Genomic DNA, 18,595 nt, shown 5'->3' on the forward strand with positions numbered 1-18,595 from the left:
GGCTGGAGGTGTTTCCATGAATAAAGAGCCTCTATTGGAAGTGAAAAATCTTAAAACGCATTTTCATACCGAGCGCGGAAGAGTGACGGCGGTGAACGGAGTGAGCTTTTCCATGAATACTGGCGACATCATCGGTATCGTCGGAGAGTCCGGCAGCGGAAAAAGCGTGATGTCCCAATCCATCATGAGATTGCTGGATCATACGGATGCGATCGAGTACGAGGGAGAGGTCGTATTCGAGAATCAGAACCTGCTGTCCCTCCCGCATTCTAAATTACGGGCGATCCGGGGTGATCGAATATCCATGATATTTCAGGACCCGCTAACCTCCCTGAGCCCTGTCTATACGATTGGAAATCAAATCGGAGAAGCCATTCGCCTTCATCAGAAGAAGTCCAAGAAGGAAGCCCATCAGCAAGCCATCGAAATTTTGCGGATGACGGGCATTCCTTCGCCCGAAATCAGGGTTAACGAATATCCCCATCAGCTGTCGGGGGGGATGCAGCAGCGGGCGATGATTGCCATGGCGCTCTCCTGCGAGCCGAACCTGTTGATCGCGGATGAGCCGACAACCGCGCTCGATGTGACGATTCAGGCGCAGATCTTGGAATTGATCGCCGACTTGAACCGCAAAATGGGCATGGGCGTGCTGTTCATTACGCATGATCTGGGCGTGGTCTCGGAAATTTGCACGGGCGTGAAGGTGATGTACTTGGGGCAGATCGTGGAGGAAGCTCCCACGGAACAGCTGTTCCAAACGCCGCTGCATCCTTATACCCAAGGGCTGATCCAATCCATCCCCAAGCTGGAAGGGGACAGGGACGATGAGCTTTACGTCATTGAGGGAACGGTGCCGTCCCTGACGGATATTCCGCAGGGCTGCGGCTTCTCAACGCGGTGTCCTTATGCTGACGAGCTGTGCCGTACCTCCGAGCCGCCGATGCAAACGGCCCAAACGGACCATCGAGTGAAGTGCTGGCATTACGAGGCCCTAAACAAGCCGGAAGGGAGGGAGACAACCGTTGGAACAAGCAGCTGATCGTTCGATCTTAAAGGTAAGCTCCCTTCACAAGCAGTTTCCGGTGTACGGATCATTCGGCAAGATAGGGGGCGCCAAAGCATACGTCAACGCGGTCACGGACGTTTCCTTGCAATTGAACGAGGGAGAAACCTACGGCCTGGTCGGCGAATCAGGCTCCGGCAAAAGCACCACGGGACGCACCATACTCGGATTAACGCCGGCAAGCCAAGGGCAGGTCCTGTATCGGGATCGGGAATTGGCGGCCATGACGAGGGAGGAAATGCGGAATTTCCGCAAGGACGTGCAGCTTGTTTTTCAAGATCCGTTCTCTTCGCTCAATCCGAGGAAACGAATCGGCCGGATGCTGGAGGAGCCCTTGATCATTCATAAAATGGGGGATAAGGCGGAGCGTCAGGAAACCGTGTTCCGCATCCTGAAAACCGTCGGCCTGCAGCCGGAGCATGCCTTTCGCTTTCCCCATGAATTCTCGGGCGGTCAACGCCAGCGGCTGGGCTTGGCGCGCGCGCTTATCATGAATCCGAAAATCATCGTGTGCGACGAGCCGGTCTCCGCCCTGGACGTGTCCATCCAGTCGCAAATTCTGAACATGCTCAAGCGCCTGCAGCGCGAAATGAAACTAACGCTATTATTTATAACGCATGATATCAGCGTGGTTCGGTATATTTCGGATCGGATCGGCATTATGTATCTCGGAAAAATAATGGAAGAGGCTTTGACGGACGATTTGTTCCATGAGCCGTTGCATCCCTATACGAAGGCGCTGTTCTCGGCCGTACCGGATTTTAACCGCAGCCGATTAAAGGAACGGATCATGTTGCGGGGGGAAATCCCGTCCCCGATATCGCCGCCGAGCGGCTGTGTTTTTCACACGCGCTGTCCCTATGCAACCGATATATGCAGAACAGACATACCGGCTGTAAGAGAAGTGCGGCCGGGCCATAAGGTCGCCTGTCATCTTGTTGACTAGAACAGATAAGTTCGCACCCCCAACCAAAAGGAGAGAAGGACCATGACAACGTTACAAATCGTAGAAGGCCAGGATCGGATATTCAATGAGGCCGGGTTTCAGATTGCAGGAAACCACGGCCCGAATTTGGAGGGCGGCTTGTCTCCGAGAGAGCTGCTGGAAGCGTCCCTGGCGCTGTGCGTATCCATCTCGCTCCAAAAAATAATGGCTTACGACGGCGTGGAATATGATAAGTCTTCCATTCATATCGAAGTGTCATCGGTAAAAGCAGAGGATAAAAGCAATAAGTTCTCGCATTTCAACGTCCTTGTCTCGCTGCCGCCAACGCTGGAGCCTGCCTACAAGGAGAAGCTGAAATCCGTCGTAGAGCGTGCATGCACGATCGGCAATACGCTGAAAAGCGAAGCCGTCGTTGAACTGATCGAAGTGAATGAGCCTATCGAAACGAGCAGCAATGCGTAAAGGATTAGATGAAATATTAACCATTCAAGTCGATTCAACAAGAAGAGCCTTAGTCCAGGTTTCACCGCGGACTAAGGCTCTTCTGTTCTTAAGCGACCGTACGAATAAAATACGGAGACGTGATGCTTCTTCATTTTTATATTGTAAACGCGTCCGGTCACGACTGCGGCTGCATATTCCGCTCAAACGCGACGATCCAGTCGCCCTGGATGGCGGCATAGCCGGTATCTCCCTCCACGACAAGACCGTACAGATTCTTGACGTCAAGATACTCTTTTCGTTCTCCATTATCAAATTCGAGGGTGATGTAATAATACGTACGGGATGAATGGTTGGCGTGCATCATTCCGTTATCGTGGTTGTGGTGATTGGTATGATGGCGGACATCCATGCGTTTGGAGACGACCCGGGCAAACTCGGAAGTGCGCGGGGACTTGGCGTTCTTAACATAGCGGGCGCCATTGGAGATGAAGCCCACGATCACAATGACGAATACAATCCCGATCAGAATGGGAACCAGCGTAAACATAAAATCAAAACCTCCGCCAAAAGACGGGCCTTGGGGCATCATCGACGGCACTCCTCCTGTTCCGTTATTTTTCCATTGATTATATGTACGGTAAAAATGACTAAAATGTTTCAAATTTTAGGAGTACCCTTCCGATATAAGTATTATTTGTATTATAATGATTAATACTTAATGACAGATAAGATGATGCTTATTCGAGTGAATTTATTGCAGAGGAGCGTGCCTGAAGATGATGATCTCTTTACAACTGGACAGTGGGGTTCCTCTATACGAGCAGCTGCGCAATCAGATTGTCGTCGGTATTGCTACAGGCGAGCTTGCGAGGGAAGAAAAGCTGCCAACCGTCCGCCAATTGGCGGATGAACTCGGAATCAATACGATGACGGTGAACAAAGCGTATTCACTTCTGAAACAGCAGGGCTATATCGTGATTGACCGCCGGCACGGGGCCAAGGTGAGCCCGCCTAAGCCCCACAACCCCGAGCCTTCGCCGCAATTGGAGAAAGAGCTTCAATTGATCATTGCGCAAGCAGCGATTCAAGGGATTGACCGTTCCGGGTTTCAGGAACTGTGCTCCCGCATTTTTTCCAAAATGACGTTTCCTCAGCCCTAATGAAGAGAGGTGGTCTCCCTGCTAACCGTAATCCTGTCCATTACCGCGATCATCTGTTACGTTGCATTGCTTGCCACGTATAAACCGCAGGCCAAATACAGAAACGGCATGTTATTCGCGGTTACCCTGCCGCCGCATGCCATGGAGCATGACGGCATTCGCGCCATTCAAGCCAAATACAATAGAAGGATGAACCTTACGAGCATATGGATGCTGGCAGCCTACATCCCCTTTGTAATTCTCCGTCCATGGTTTGCGTACCAGACGATTTATTTTTTTGTATGGCTCATGGTCTTTATGGTCGTTATGGTGCTTCCGTTCAGAACGGCATTCCGCGAAACGCTGGCACTGAAGCGCGAGGAAGAATGGTTCGTCGGGACCAAGCGGGTAATCCTGGGCGACCTGCGTGTAGCGCAGTGGAAGAATCAACGATCTGCCTCCCCATGGCTGTTTCTCATTCCAGGGGTCATGTCGATTGGATTGCTGCTGTGGGCGGTCTCTATAGACCCGCAGTTGTGGGGCGTTTCGGCTGGTGGAATGGTGATGACCGTCATTCTGTTCCTGGTCTCGCTGTCGATGAGAAGGACGAAGGCCAAGGTGTACAGCATGAACAGCGAAACCAATCTCGTATTGAATCAGGCAAGACGCCGAGCCGTTTCTTTGTTGTGGTTATTCGTAGCGATCCTTGAGAATATCCTTTTCCTTATTCTACTTCTGTTGGTTATGAATGAAAATGCGGCCATGAACGGCGTATGGGTTACGATGGTACTCTTATTCACGGCTATTCCGGCAGGGTTCGTGATTTATGTTTATCGAAGGATCCACATTCAAGAGCAGGAGATCCTGACTAATGACGGCAAAACCATCTACACGGACGATGATGAATATTGGGCGAACGGCTTCACCTATCATAATCCGAACGATAAAAGTATTTTTGTTACGAAGCGAGTGGGGGTCGGAGAGACCGTCAATACGGCCACCCCGGTAGGGAAAATGATCGTATGGGGTACCGGCGCTCTCGTGGCGGCTGTTATCTTCGGTACTTCGTTCCTGCTCATCCGATCCGAGTTGACCTCGCCTAAGCTTACGGTTATGTCGGATCAACGGATCGAGATTGACTACCCGATGTATTCCTATAGCTTCGATATGACGGACATCCGGCAGCTGACGCTAGTCGAGAGTGTGCCTTCCGGTTCCAAGACCAATGGTGAATCCACGGATAAGCATGCCCGGGGACATTTCCGCCTGAAGGACATCGGGAAGTCGAGGCTGTACATTTACAAGAACAATCCTCCCTACATCCAATTCGTGCTGGATGACTTGCACATTTTCTATAACGATGAGGACTCGGCGAAGACGAAGGAGCTGTATGAGGAATTGCGAGAGATGGTGGAGGAGTGACGGCGGTTCCTAGGGGTAGCCGTAGCGAGGCGGATGTGGAAAATGCATCGTGACGACCAAGGCAGATTATGTTTGGGGCAATTAAATTTAGAAATGTCTTATCAATGGTTGATGCCACCCTGTATTCCTCCGATCCTGCTAACGTACCAATAGTGTGAGAATCATCAATCAGAAGTGTTGTAAATAAAAATCGACCTCTCTTGAGGTCGATTTATTTATAACTTATAAATTCGGCTAATTATAAAGCAATCATTTCACGCTCACGTCAGAATCCGCATAATGCAGCCCCAGCTGATATGCCCGCTCCAGCAGGCTCTCCATGTGCTCCGGCCTGCCCTCTAACGTATCATAGAAGAATTCCACTCGGGAATCTTCGATTCCGGAATAGTTGGCCATGCCGACGTTGAGGGAATGGGACAGCATCGTATCATAGCTCCGCTTGGCAAAATGGTCCTCCGACGCTCCTGCCAATGCGATCCATAACGCCTTCTTGTGATGGAGCTTGGAACCGCCGCCATATGCGAAGCCGTGATTCCAGACACGGTCGATATATCCCTTCAGCATAGCCGGAACCCCGTACCACCATACCGGGAAAATATAGGCCAGTGCGTCGTGCTGTTTCATTCGCGCGATCTCGTTTTCAACCTCAGCGGAGAAAACCTTGCCGGCATCAGACCAATCGGGTTCGTCCGCCTCCCACAGAACCGGATCGAAACCGATGCGGTGAAGATCCAGAACCTCCGTCTCATGTCCGGCATCTTGAAGCCCCTGCACAAATCGCTCCGTGACAGCAAATGTAAAGGAGTTCACTCTGGGATGAGTGACAACAGTCAGTACTTTCATCATGAATCACCTTCGCTTTCTTCTATAATGTGTTGAATGTGCTTTGTTTTCTTGCAGTACTGGTATAAGGGGATTATGTATCATATAATGGCTGGAAGGAAGTACGCACTTATTTGTTCTATAGGTACCTAAAGGTGCTATTAGCACCCTAAAGTGCCCTTCATAGTCGCAGTAATTTTACGTCCTGGAGGTGAGAGGATCTTATGAATCGTGATCGGCAATACCATATTCCGTCCGAAGCCACCATGGAGGTGATCGGCGGCAAGTGGAAGATCGTTGTGCTGTGCCACCTTAGTTATGGGCCCAAGCGTACGAGTGAAATTAAGAAAGAGATGCCGGATATTACGCAGAAGATGTTAACCCAGACCCTTCGGGAGCTGGAGGAGGATGGGATTATTACGCGGACGGTCTTTAATCAAGTGCCGCCGAAGGTCGTTTACGAGCTGAGCGAATTGGGCGTTTCACTGCAGCCCATCCTGGATCAAATCTGTGAGTGGGGCGAGAAGTATATGAATGGAGAAACGAAGGTAAGTGCTCCATGAAGTCATGATAAAAGCTGCTGACCTGAGGGAATGAGTCGGCAGTTTTTTTGTTTTTCACGTTATCCATCCGGTTGAAATGTCCGTTCTGCGTGCCATTATTTTAAATCGGTTAGAAGGAAAGGCAGGGATATTGTGGAATATATAGTCCTTTGGACTCATGCGGGTTCCGAAAGTTTCGGCCAAAACGGAGTTTGTCGAGAAATTGAATAGTTACTAAAGATATAATAGGTAGAAGACTCAGGGCCGGGCGGGCCGTAACCATAAGAATGATCATTTTGGGTATGCAGGGAGAGCCATCCTTGAATTAATAGAAACGTTTGTCTCTCGGGTAACGTATGAATTTCATAGGACCTAAGGATTACTCACAAAAGGAGTGTGCACAGCTCAGATGGACGGCAATTATAACTTGTATATTGTTGGGCTTTCAATTGCGATCGCTATACTTGCTTCATACTCGGCTTTGAATATTACGTCCAAAATTTCGGACGCGAACGGCAAATCCAAGTTTTTTTGGCTATTCGGGGGAGCCATGGTCATGGGAAGCGGCATTTGGTCCATGCATTTTGTCGGCATGCTGGCGATGCACATGAATATGAACGTGAAGTACGATGCCTTTCTGACCATCATGTCGATGCTGGCCAGCGTGATTTCCTCATTCATCGCGTTTTATATCACCATGCCCAAGGATATTAACTGGTCCAAAATCGCCATTGGCGGTTTCGTTATGGGAAGCGGCATCGTGACGATGCATTACATGGGAATGGAAGCCATGGTCGTTCACGCCGACATCCGTTACGATCCCGTCTTTTGGATCTTGTCCGCCGTCATTGCGCTGGCGGCCTCCTATGCGGCCTTATTATTGTTTCTTCGTTTTCGCAACCATTCCAAGTCCAGCTTTCTCAAGTGGGGCTCGGCGGTTGTCATGGGATTCGCCGTGTGCGGGATGCATTATACAGGGATGAGGGCGGCGCGCTTTGAAGCACATGCCGGCATGATGATACATCAGCCGCAGTCTGTGGATTTCTTCCTCTTGTACTGCGTGACGGTCGCGATTTTTGCTATTCTGTTGATTTCCTGGGGCGCGATGTTCTTTGACCGGCATGTGCTGGAAAAGCTGGCCTATCAGGATACGATCACAGGATTGCCCAACCGAAATGAGATGAACCGGTTCTTCAAGACGAATGCCGAAACGGATAAGATTACGATCCTGTTTCTGGATCTGGACCAATTTAAGGCCATCAACGATACGCTGGGTCATAATGTCGGGGATTTGCTGGTCCAGGAAGTGGGCAAGCGGCTGCGTCAATTCATTCGAAGCGGCCAGCAGGTGTTCCGGATCGGGGGGGACGAATTTCTGGTTATTTTGAAGCAAAGCGACCCGAATTATGCCCAGCGCTTAGCCGATGATATACTCCAACAAATTAAAAAGGTGTACCATATCGACGGCAATGAGCTGTATGTGACGGTTAGCATCGGCATCAGCATCGGTTCCGTCCATAGCTCGGATCGTACGACGCTGCTGAAGAATGCCGACACCGCGATGTATAAAGCGAAGGGGCTAGGCAAGAATCAGCAATGCCTTTATGACGAGGAGATGGGTCTTCAAGAGGTTCGCAAAATGGAATTGGAGAAGGACCTGCAAAGAGCGCTGGAGATGAAGGAGTTCTTCATCGTGTATCAGCCGAAATGGAATGTGCAAAGCGACCGCTTGGTCGGATTCGAGGCGCTGCTCCGCTGGAAGCATCCCCGCCTCGGCGTGATTTCCCCTCAGGAATTCATTCCGATTGCGGAAGAGACGGGGCTGATTATTCCGATGACCCGCTGGACGCTTGAAGAAGCATGCAAGCAGTGCAGGGTGTGGCAGGATAGCGGGGTTGTCCAGCCGGTCTCGGTGAATCTATCGGTCCGTTTATTTCATGGCGACAATCTGCTGGAGCTGATTCAAAACGTGCTGCATAAGGCGGATTTGGAGCCCCGGTTGTTAGAGCTGGAGATTACGGAGTCCATGGTGCTGCACGATGTGAACGATATCATCCGGCAGCTTGGGAGTATCCGATCCTTAGGGGTTAAGGTCTCCATGGATGATTTCGGAACCGGCTATTCCTCGATTGGGCTCTTGGACCGGATTCCGATTGATGCCCTGAAGCTGGACCGCCAGTTCACCAATGATTTGGACACGCCCAGCAAGCGCGCCATCGTCAACGCCGTCGTTCTTATGGCGGAAAAGCTGAATCTGGACGTGATCGCCGAAGGCGTGGAGAATAAGGAGCATATCGACTTTTTGACGGGGCTCGGGTGTCATGTCATGCAGGGTTACTATTACGGAAAGCCGATGGATATCCATGAGATTGAGGTCTGGATGTACGACCAAGATCACAAGGCCGAAGAGTTCGCGGCCCTTCGATGAAAGAGCGGATACGAATGCATATGGTTCATAAGAATAACGGGCACCGGGAGTGTCCGTTATTTGTTGCTTTTGGGTACATCAAATGACTGGCGTTCCCGGGTATTTTAGACAAAATAGGCAATTTCCGCGCGCGGGAAATATTCTTGGATTCCCTATTCGAACAGCTGCTGAAACTCCTCGACGGTTTCGGCCTTATAGACATACTTGAATTTTCCATACCTTCCCCACTTTAACTGCCGGTCCTCCTCATCCATGTCCAGCTTGGTTTTGGGGTACCGTTTCAAAATGGTGTTTTTGGCCGTTTTGGTAAACCGGTGCTGAATGAGCTCAAACGTCAGATCCTTAACCTCCACATGGCTCAATCGCTCATGGAGCTTCTCCAATAAATGCCAGTATCCTTCCTGCCATCCGTCATATTTGACGATCGGGGCAATGATGAAACCTAACGGATATCCGGCTTCGGCAATTTTCCCCGCGGCTTCAATGCGTTCTTCGAAGGAAGAGGTACCCGGCTCGAAATAACGGATCACATAATCGGAATTGATGGAGAAGCGTACCCTGGTATGGCCGCCGTGATCGATATTCAGCAGGGAATCGATGTTGGCGAATTTCGTCACGAATCGCAGTCGGCCATGGTCCTGCTTAGCCATAAATTCAATGTAATAGGCCAGTGCCCCGGTCAAATGCTCCAGAGATACGGGATCGCCGGTACAAGCGGCCTCGAACCGGGTGATTTCGGGCGACCGCTCAGCGATGTATTGCTTCGCTCGGTCCAAAATTTCATCCAGGTTGACATAAATCCGGACATAAGGCTTCGAGCTCATGGTGGTTTGCAGGTAGCAGTAATGACAATGTCCTGCACATCCCGTCGTCAGCGGGATGGCATACTCCGCAGAAGGCTTGGACGTGTCGAAATCCAAGGTCTTCCTAATCCCAACGACTAGAGTGCGTTTGGCGTTCCGGTATTTTTCGGTTTCGGTCTCCCCCGGAATGCCGGTTACCCGATTATGGGAGGTGGTCATTTTGATGGGTGTGCCTAATTCCTCAAACCATGCTTGCAGCTTCTTTCCAAGCGGATACTCCAACGCATCCGGCTCAAAAAAGACGAGTTCCGGGTCAAAACGCTCCAACGAATCTTCCTCCCCCGCAAAAATTTAAGTATATGGATTATAGAATGGGCAATGGTCTGGTTGATCATGCATTGTTCAAGTTATGAGTTTGTATGGTGCTGTTTCAAGCAAATAGGGGATGTGATGAATCTGTGAGCGATCATCGTTCAACATGGACAATTTAAATATATCATGTTATATTGTTATATAAATTAGCAGGTTTTGGAGTACCGTTGGAGGGATATCAATTTGAAAGATGCAGCTTCCACGAAGCCGATGTATGAACAGATTTTTAACGAGATGAAGCGAAAGATCTCAACCCATATGTTTCGGATTGGAGATAAAGTTCCATCAGAGAAGGAACTTGCGGATGAGTACGGAGTTAGCCGAATCACGAGCAAGAAAGCTTTGGATCTGCTGGCGGCAGAAGGCGTGATCGTGCGCAAGCCGGGCAAGGGATCGTTCGTAGCCGATCCGGATGAGCCTGTGGTACACAGGGAATCCATCTCCTCAGAGAGCGCAGAAACGGGAACGGCCGGCCGGGAGAAAATGATCGGCCTGGTCATCACGGATTTTTCTTCAAGCTACGGAACGCGGCTGATCTACAGCATGGAGCAGTATTCCAGGGAGAATGACTGCTTTCTGGTCCTGCGCAGAACGTTCGGGGACCAGGATAATGAGGAATTGTCCATCCAGAAGCTGCGCAATCTCGGCGTGAACGGTCTTATCGTATTTCCCGCGCAGGGTGAATATTTTAATGCCGAAATATTGAAAATGGTCATTGCCCGCTTCCCGCTCGTCCTGATTGACCGCAAGCTGAAGGGGGTCGCTGCGGCTTCCATCAGCACGGATAATCTTGGGGCAGCCGTGCAGGCGGTGGAGCATTTATTCGATTTGGGTCACCGCCATATTTGCCTGCTGTCTCCTCCGCCGAGGGATACGACGGCGGTCGAAGAGCGGATTGAAGGATTCGTTCAGGCTCATGCCGCCCGGGGCATCGCGTTTGACAAGGAAATCTGGATCAGTGACGTAACGGCCACGCTGCCCAATGCTTTCTACGAAAGCAATATTGAACGGGAAATACAGCGGATCATGCAGCATTTGCAGGATCATCCGTCGATTACCGCTTTTTTTGCGATTGAGTACAATATTGCATTGCTTGCTAAGGTTGCAGCTGAACGTCTCGGTTTGCGGGTCCCGGAGGATGTATCGATCATATGCTTCGACAGTCCGCAATTAAATATCGGTGAGGGGTACTTGTTTACCCATATGCGACAGAACGAGGAAGAGATGGGAAGGCTGGCGATCGAGACGGTGCTGGGCATCATGAACCACGACGCGGTTGCGGTCGAGAAGAGATTGCCTGCGGAATTGGTGGTTGGCGCATCTACCGGTCCCGTCAAGGAATAGCAGAAACTTGTTCAAACGTCTGCGCAGCTGGCGCAGCCTTCGATGCATGGTGTGCTGGAAAGTGACCGGCGCATTGGTAATTCCCTGACCGACCAAATGGAAATTCGAATTCGATAACGAAAACCTTGGAGGTTGAACCTTACAAACAGGAAACGTGAATACGGAATGTTTGTAATGTTTTCACTTACCCTTGCACGCATGCAAACCATGCGCTCACGAACCTGTGAGCGCATGGTTTTTTTGTTCTTAATCCGGTGAGGAGCAGCGTTGGTTTTGTGTCGACGTTTACCCAACGCCTAATATAACATTTAATTTATTTTATATATTGACATATTAACTAGATAACAATATACTGATTCGTGATAACGGTTTCATAATTCCATCAAGCGAAAGGGGAACATCACGTGCAATCCATAACTGAACTGCCGGAGGCCATTAGGCGGATATCGGACATGGTTCGGGCGAAGCAGCCGAAACGAACGGCTGACATGTTCGAGAGATGCCTAGCCAATACCTGGAATACCACCTTGAAGCGAATGGAGGACGGCACGACGTTTGTCATAACCGGGGATATTCCTGCCATGTGGCTGCGCGATTCGGCTGCGCAGGTCAGGCCCTTCCTGGTGCTTGGAGAGGACCGCGAGATCGGCGACATGATCCAAGGCGTGGTCAGACGCCAGTTTGACTATATTCTGCGGGATCCGTATGCCAATGCGTTCAATGAGTCTGCAAACGGGATGGGACATCAGGATGATGCAACCGAGATGAGTCCGTGGATTTGGGAACGGAAATACGAGATCGATTCGCTGTGTTATCCGATCCAGCTCAGCTACCTGCTGTGGAAAAACTCCGGAAGAACCGGCCATTTTGACGAGACCTTTCGGGCAGGCGTGCGGCAGATTATCGAGTTGTGGACGACAGAGCAGCACCATGAACAGAAATCGGCTTACACCTTCGAGCGGAGCAACTGCCCTCCGTCGGATACGCTGGTCCGTGGCGGAAAAGGAGCGGAGACGGCATATACCGGCATGACCTGGTCCGGCTTCAGGCCGAGCGACGATGCTTGCGCCTACGGTTACCTGGTTCCGTCGAACATGTTTGCGGTCGTTGTGCTGGGGTATGTGACGGAGATTGCCGAGGAGATTCTGAAGGATCGGGAGCTGGCAGCGGCGGCGGAGGGGCTAGCGGCACAGATCGAAGCCGGCATACAGCGGTACGGCATTGTGGAGCATCTGGAATGCGGCCCTATCTATGCATACGAGGTGGATGGATTGGGTTCGGTTAACCTGATGGACGACGCGAATGTGCCCAGCCTGCTGTCCATTCCGTACTTGGGATACCGAAATGCGGAAGATCCGATATACGCGAATACGCGGAGGTTTATCTTGAGTGAGCGGAACCCGTACTACTTCTCCGGGACCGCTGCATCCGGCATCGGCAGTCCGCATACGCCCGATCAATACATATGGCATATTGCGCTTGCGATGCAAGGGATGACCGAACAGGATGAAGCCGAGCGGCAGCGCCTCCTTGAACTGCTGCTGGCAACGGACGGAGGAACCGGGCTCATGCATGAAGGGTTCCATGTGGATCGGCCGCAGGAATATACCCGGCCTTGGTTTTCATGGGCCAATATGATGTTTTGCGAACTGGTGCTGTTGTGTTCCGGTATCGCGGTTAAACGGTAAAGCTAGCAGCGGGATGAAGCGGCGAACCAAGCTTGGAATTCATAAGGGAGGGTTAACGAATGAAAAAGCAGTGGAAGATCGTATGGTCGATGATAGTTGTGATTGGGCTTCTGGCGGGATGCTCAGGAGGCAGCGGCGACTCCTCCGGCGGAGAAGCCAGCGGCGGCAAAACGGTGCTGACCTTCTGGGGAGACTGGGGCGGAGAAGGGCAGGAACAGATCCAAACGATGGTGGATGCTTTTAATAAATCCCAAGATAAAATTGAGGTGAAGTATGCTCTCCAGCAGGACGTGGTGACGAAGTTTCTGACCGCGGCCACGAACGGGGGGACGCCGGATGTCGTGTTCTGGGACCGGTGGCGGACCGCGCTCTATGCACCTAAGAACGTGCTTCATCCCGTGGACGAATACCTGGAGCGCGACGGCGTCAACAAGGAGGATTTTTACGAGGAGGCTCTGAAGGAGCTTACCTATGATGACAAGCTGTACGGATTGCCGTTGACGGTGGACGCGCGGGCCCTGTTCTATAACAAGAAAATGCTGGAGGAAGCCGGGCTTGAGCCGCCAACGAACTGGGACGAGCTTGAGGCGGCAGCCAAAGCCACGACCAAGTGGAACGGGACCAAGCTCGAAACGGCAGGATTGTCGATGGGGGATCCCGGACTGTTCAACATGTATTTGCAGCAGGCGGGCGGAACGATGCTGACCCCGGACAACACGATGAACGTGAACAACGAAAAGGGCAAAGCGGTATTGGACTTCTGGGGACGTTTGCTGAATGAGGACAAGGTGTACAAGATCGGTTTCGAGGACGGCTTGGGCGAAGGAACGGATGCGTTTGTAACCGGAAAGGTCGCCATGCTGTACACCGGCCCGTGGATGCTGAGCACCTATGATAAATACGGCAAAGACCTGGAGTATGGCATCGTGCCGCCACCGGCCGGACCGAACGGCGACAAGGGGAGCGTTATGGGCGGCTTTGGGCTTGTCATTCCGCAAGGCTCCAAGCATCCGGAGGAGGCTTGGGAGTTTATCAAATGGTGGACGGCCAACAAGGACAATGCCGTGTTATGGGCCAAAACGAGCCTGAATATGCCGGGCTTCAAGCCTGCCTTTGAAGATCCGTTCTTCGCGGACGATCCGAAATGGATACCGTTTATGGAAACGCTTGAATTTGCCAAAACACGGCCGACGCATCCGGGTTACTCCGTCATGGAGGAGAACGCCGTCATTCCGAATCTGGAGCTGTTCATGCAGAACAAGCAGAGCGCCGAAGAGACCCTCCGGCTCAGCCAGGAGCAGGGTGATAAGCAGCTGAAGGAAAATGCCGTTGCCCGTTAACGCATTCGGGGATTCTAGGAGCTACAGAAAGGAGCATGAGGATGACTTCCGCCACGAAGCCAGTCAGCGCCAAGCCTGCTTCCGTCACGAGGCTTGGCAAACACCAGGCCAGGATGGGCTACCTGTTCATTATGCCGACAATGCTGTTATTTGCGGTATTCATGGTGATCCCGGTTGGAATGGCGCTGTACCTGAGTTTTACCAATTATGACGTGCTCAGCTCGAACGACTGGGTCGGCATGGACAATTACAGGCGACTGTTCGGCGATGATTTGTATTGGAAAACCTTCGTTAACGTGATGATCTATGCGGTGGTGTTCGTACCGCTCAACGTACTGATCTCCCTTTTGCTGGCGATTCTGCTGAACCGGGCGGCGAGGGGAGTCAAGGCACTGCGGACGTTCTACTATCTTCCGACTTTGACGTCGGCGGTCGCGGCGGCCACTGTCTGGATCTGGATGCTGCATCCCGAATACGGGCTCGTTAACGGGATCCTGTCGCTGTTCGGCATCACGGGCCCGGCCTGGGTGTCCCAGACCGATACCGCCATGCTGTCGATTATTATGATGACGCTGTGGCAGAGCGTAGGCTCCAATATGATCATTTACCTGGCCGGGCTTCAGGGCGTGCCGGATTATCTGTACGAGTCCGCTCGTCTGGACGGTGCCAGCAAATTCGATTGCCTGCGTTACATTACCTGGCCGCAGCTGCGGCCGACCACGTTCCTTGTCAGCACGATGTCGATTATCGGCGCGCTGCAGCTGTTTGATCAGGCATTCGTGCTCACGCAGGGCGGACCCGCCAATGCAACGAAAACGCCGGTTTATCTCATTTATCAGCAGGGCTTTAACCAGCTGCAGATGGGGTATGCATCGTCACAGGCCTTCGTGCTGGCGATGGCGATTCTGGTTTTCTCGCTGATCAGCATGAAGATCAATAAATCGGAAGAATCGATTGTGTAATCGGGGCTTAGAGGAGGAAGACAAGAGATGAGAGCAATTGAGAGTCAGGCCAAGCGGCAGCGAATCCTTACCGCGAGCGTCTTCTATATCGGTGCCATTCTGATCGCCATCGTCATGTTTCTCCCGTTCTACTGGAGCGTGATGACCTCTTTTAAGCCGGATGAGGATATGTTCTCGATGCCGATCAAATGGTTCCCTACGGACATCACGCTGGAGCACTATAAAAAGGCGTTCACAACCGTACCCTTCGGCCTTTATTTCTGGAATTCATTCTTTCTGGCCATTACCGGCGTGCTGCTCAACCTGTTCTTCGGTTCGCTCAGCGGCTACGCTTTTGCCAAGCTGAAGTTCAAAGGCAACTCGGGACTCTTTCGCGTGCTGCTGGCCGCGATGATGGTCCCGGGGATCGTTACGATGATTCCGAGCGTGTATGTGCTGCGCCATATACCGCTGATGGGAGGCAACGACCTGTTCGGAAGCGGGGGCATGGGGCTGATGAATTCCTTCTGGGGGATCATTCTTCCGGGGGCTTCCGGCACGTTTGCGGTGTTCTTCATGCGGCAGTTCTTCCTGACGCTCCCCTCCGACATGATGGAGATGGCGCGGATTGAAGGCTGCGGCGAATTCAAAATTTTTTGGCGCATCTATTTGCCTCTGACCAAGCCGGCGCTGGCAACCCTGAGCATCTTCACGTTTCAGGCTGGCTGGAACAGCTTCCTGTGGCCGATGATCGTGCTGAACGATCCGAACAAGGCGACGATCCAGATGGGGCTCCAGGCGTTCTCGTTCAATTTCCAGACGGATTACGGCCCGATGATGGCCGGGGCGCTGGTGGCTATTTTGCCGATCCTTGTCCTGTTCCTGGCTCTGCAGCGGTACTTCATTCAGGGCATCGCATTTAGCGGGATCAAAGGCTAGCGGGCTGGAAGCTGGATATGCGTGACGAATGGACAAAAAAACTTGCATATTGAGATGTCAGGAGTGATTTCGACAATGATAACGGTGTCCGGTATATGGACCAAAAGGGCAGATGAGGCGCAGCGCGCGCTGGAACGTCATTTCTGGAATGATTCGATCCGTATGTACAATATAGAAACGCCGTGCCCGGACGGGGCGTGCAACACGATTTTCCATTATTGGTGGATGGCGCATGCGGCGGATGTGCTGGTGGACGGTTATGTTCGCACGGCGGATCCGTTGTATGCGGAGCGGCTGGAGCAGCTGTATGAGGGAGTGCTCTGCCGAAATAACGGCGAATGGCCGAATGAACTGTACGATGACATGGAATGGATGGCGCTGGTATGGCTGCGCGCCTATGAGGCGACGGGGCTGGAGAAGTACAAGCAAGCGGCGCTGACGCTCTGGGAGGATATTCAAACCGGCTGGAACGACATTCAAGGCGGGGGAATTGCTTGGCACAAGGAGCAGCTCGGTTATAAGAATACTCCGGCTAACGCGCCTGCGGTTATTTTGGCGGCACGGCTGCATCGGGCTTTCGGCAACCCGGCGGACCTGGAATGGGCTCGGAAAATCTACGCTTGGCAGAAGAATGCCCTCGTGGATCCTGCCACGGGTTTTGTCTGGGACGGGATGAACCGGACCGGAGACGGGGCCATCGATAAAGATTGGAAATTCACGTATTGCCAAGGCGTATTTATCGGAGCAGCGGTCGAGCTGTTTCGGGTTACGGGTGATTCGGCGTACCTTGAAGACTCCAAGCGGACCTTTCAAGCGATGCGCGTAGAGCTGGCGGATTCGGCGGAAGGCATCCTCCCGGACGAAGGCGGAGGCGACGCCGGATTGTTCAAAGGCATCCTGATCCGTTATGTAACGGAAGCCATCAAGGTGTGGCCTGAAGCAGCAGAAGCTGCAGGGTGGCTGAGCCGGAACGCCAATGTGCTCTGGGAACAGGGAAAGACTGCAGATGGCGCGCTGTTCGGGACCGATTGGAAGAGCCGTCCACTGTCTGACGCTATCGTTCAGCTCAGCTCGCAGCTGAGCGGCGTGATGCTGCTTGAATGTGCGGCCGTGCTGGAATCCGCGGGGCAGGCTGGGGGGAGCGATGGTCGGCATTCTGCGGCGAACTGGGATGAGAGAGCGGACCTGCTGCAGGAGGCCATGTACCGAAATTACGGAAACCCGGACAGCGGCATTATGGATCAATGGTTTCCGCGGGAACATGCCGGGGCAGGCGAGAATTTCTATTATTGGTGGCAGGCGCATGTGCTGGATGTGCTGGTGGACGCTTATAAGCGCACGGGAAAACCGATGTATGCCGACCGAATGGAAGCATTCAGCCGAAGCCTGTACAAGTACAACGGCCATACGTTCACCCACAATTATTACGATGACATGGAGTGGACGGCACTCGCGCTGCTGCGTGCGCATCAGGCTACCGGAAGCGAGTGGTATAAGGAGCAGGCGCTTACGCTGTGGGAAGACATCAAGACCGCATGGAATGATCACTGCGGGGGCGGCATGGCGTGGAAGAAGGATCAGCTGGATTACAAAAACACGCCGGCTAACGCGCCTGCCGCCATTTTGGCGGCGAGGCTGTATCTTTTGGAGCGAAACGAGGAGGATTTGATCTGGGCAAAGCGCATCTATGAATGGAACAAGAGCCGGCTTGTCGATCCATCGACCGGGTTTGTATGGGATGGCATGAACCGGCTCGGCGACGGTGAGATCGATTACGATTGGAAGTTCACGTATTGCCAGGGCGTGTTCCTCGGTGCCGGAGTGGAATTATACCGTTGTACGGGGGATAAGTCCTATCTCGAAGACGCTAAACGGACCGCTGACGCGTGCATGCTGGAGCTGTGCGATCCAAAAACCCTGCTTCTGCCCGATGAGGGCATTGACGACACGGGTCTGTTTAAGGGCATCCTCATCCGTTATCTGCTGGTGCTGCTTGAAGAGGCGCCCGAAGAGGACGCCGTACGCCGAATGATCCAGCGTAACGCGGAAACGCTGTGGGAGAAGGGAATGCTTGAGGATGCTGGTTTATGCGGCCCTGCCTGGGACGCTCTGCCGACTCTTCCCGTTCAACTGAGCGTGCAGCTGAGCGGAATGATGCTGACGGAGGCTGCGGCCGTGTTGAACAACAAATAGCTTTGATTTGCTGTCAGCGATGCTGGCGTCTTGTGAATGATTGGAGAAGAGCACGCAAATCGGCGTGCTCTTTTTCATTTTATTTCCTATTCCACCAATTCGAGATGATTGTCATATGACAATATTCATGACAACACACACTGTTGGTCGCACGGGCCATGCGTTATAT

At 52.3% G+C, this 18,595-nt stretch carries 16 protein-coding genes; 13 read left to right on the forward strand and 3 right to left on the reverse strand.

The window, feature by feature from the left end:
* Window positions 1-16: 16 nt before the first annotated feature.
* The 3 genes from AC3RCL_RS01840 to AC3RCL_RS01850 are packed head-to-tail and all read left to right on the forward strand — an operon-like array spanning window position 17 to window position 2,471.
* Window positions 17-1,039: an ABC transporter ATP-binding protein gene (locus AC3RCL_RS01840; protein ID WP_213579996.1), complete on the forward strand. Its 1,023-nt coding sequence runs from the start codon at window positions 17-19 to the stop codon at window positions 1,037-1,039.
* Entirely contained in the window at window positions 1,023-2,009 is a 987-nt protein-coding gene (locus tag AC3RCL_RS01845; protein ID WP_492534371.1) for an ABC transporter ATP-binding protein, read from the forward strand. The genes AC3RCL_RS01840 and AC3RCL_RS01845 overlap by 17 nt, the downstream gene beginning before the upstream one ends.
* 42 nt (window positions 2,010-2,051) lie before the next feature.
* The gene (locus AC3RCL_RS01850) at window positions 2,052-2,471 is read left to right on the forward strand and encodes an OsmC family protein (protein ID WP_009593933.1); all 420 of its coding nucleotides are present in this window, start codon (window positions 2,052-2,054) and stop codon (window positions 2,469-2,471) included.
* Window positions 2,472-2,628: 157 nt separating this feature from the next.
* On the opposite strand, the gene AC3RCL_RS01855 is transcribed toward AC3RCL_RS01850, so the two are convergent.
* On the reverse strand, window positions 2,629-3,042 hold the full coding sequence (locus tag AC3RCL_RS01855; protein ID WP_375121294.1) for a DUF2500 domain-containing protein: 414 nt from the start codon (window positions 3,040-3,042) through the stop codon (window positions 2,629-2,631).
* A 187-nt stretch (window positions 3,043-3,229) separates the two neighbouring features.
* Here AC3RCL_RS01855 and AC3RCL_RS01860 point away from each other — a divergent pair, with 187 nt between their 5' ends.
* Complete coding sequence (locus tag AC3RCL_RS01860; protein WP_492534374.1) at window positions 3,230-3,613, forward strand: GntR family transcriptional regulator; 384 nt, start codon at window positions 3,230-3,232, stop codon at window positions 3,611-3,613.
* A gap of 9 nt (window positions 3,614-3,622) precedes the next feature.
* Entirely contained in the window at window positions 3,623-5,014 is a 1,392-nt protein-coding gene (locus AC3RCL_RS01865) for a DUF5808 domain-containing protein (RefSeq protein WP_492534376.1), read from the forward strand.
* A 249-nt stretch (window positions 5,015-5,263) separates the two neighbouring features.
* Here AC3RCL_RS01865 and AC3RCL_RS01870 read toward each other — a convergent pair whose 3' ends face one another.
* Window positions 5,264-5,857 carry an NAD(P)H oxidoreductase gene (locus AC3RCL_RS01870; RefSeq protein ID WP_492536244.1) on the reverse strand — a complete coding sequence of 198 codons (594 nt, stop codon included), beginning with the start codon at window positions 5,855-5,857 and terminating at the stop codon, window positions 5,264-5,266.
* Window positions 5,858-6,060: 203 nt separating this feature from the next.
* Between AC3RCL_RS01870 and AC3RCL_RS01875 the strand changes: the two genes are divergently transcribed.
* Window positions 6,061-6,399 (forward strand): winged helix-turn-helix transcriptional regulator, encoded by a 339-nt coding sequence (locus tag AC3RCL_RS01875; RefSeq protein ID WP_009593955.1) that lies wholly within the window; start codon window positions 6,061-6,063, stop codon window positions 6,397-6,399.
* A gap of 388 nt (window positions 6,400-6,787) precedes the next feature.
* Window positions 6,788-8,806 (forward strand): bifunctional diguanylate cyclase/phosphodiesterase, encoded by a 2,019-nt coding sequence (locus AC3RCL_RS01880; RefSeq protein ID WP_492534379.1) that lies wholly within the window; start codon window positions 6,788-6,790, stop codon window positions 8,804-8,806.
* A 152-nt stretch (window positions 8,807-8,958) separates the two neighbouring features.
* Here AC3RCL_RS01880 and splB read toward each other — a convergent pair whose 3' ends face one another.
* The gene (gene splB / locus AC3RCL_RS01885) at window positions 8,959-9,936 is read right to left on the reverse strand and encodes a spore photoproduct lyase (protein ID WP_492534381.1); all 978 of its coding nucleotides are present in this window, start codon (window positions 9,934-9,936) and stop codon (window positions 8,959-8,961) included.
* A gap of 228 nt (window positions 9,937-10,164) precedes the next feature.
* Here splB and AC3RCL_RS01890 point away from each other — a divergent pair, with 228 nt between their 5' ends.
* The 6 genes from AC3RCL_RS01890 (at window position 10,165) to AC3RCL_RS01915 (ending at window position 18,426) form a co-directional block, all read left to right on the forward strand.
* Window positions 10,165-11,325, forward strand: coding sequence for a GntR family transcriptional regulator (locus AC3RCL_RS01890; RefSeq protein ID WP_096774834.1), 1,161 nt, complete (start codon window positions 10,165-10,167; stop codon window positions 11,323-11,325).
* A gap of 452 nt (window positions 11,326-11,777) precedes the next feature.
* Window positions 11,778-13,013 (forward strand): glycoside hydrolase family 125 protein, encoded by a 1,236-nt coding sequence (locus AC3RCL_RS01895; protein WP_277748981.1) that lies wholly within the window; start codon window positions 11,778-11,780, stop codon window positions 13,011-13,013.
* A 59-nt stretch (window positions 13,014-13,072) separates the two neighbouring features.
* Window positions 13,073-14,353, forward strand: coding sequence for an ABC transporter substrate-binding protein (locus AC3RCL_RS01900; protein ID WP_492534383.1), 1,281 nt, complete (start codon window positions 13,073-13,075; stop codon window positions 14,351-14,353).
* Between the two features lie 41 nt (window positions 14,354-14,394).
* Window positions 14,395-15,315: a carbohydrate ABC transporter permease gene (locus AC3RCL_RS01905; protein ID WP_009593927.1), complete on the forward strand. Its 921-nt coding sequence runs from the start codon at window positions 14,395-14,397 to the stop codon at window positions 15,313-15,315.
* A gap of 27 nt (window positions 15,316-15,342) precedes the next feature.
* A complete protein-coding gene (locus AC3RCL_RS01910) occupies window positions 15,343-16,233 on the forward strand; it encodes a carbohydrate ABC transporter permease (protein WP_009593907.1) in 891 nt (296 codons plus the stop codon).
* A gap of 75 nt (window positions 16,234-16,308) precedes the next feature.
* Entirely contained in the window at window positions 16,309-18,426 is a 2,118-nt protein-coding gene (locus tag AC3RCL_RS01915) for a glycoside hydrolase family 76 protein (RefSeq protein ID WP_492534385.1), read from the forward strand.
* Window positions 18,427-18,595 lie beyond the last annotated feature (169 nt).

This window comes from Paenibacillus sp. MT86, assembly GCF_058792535.1.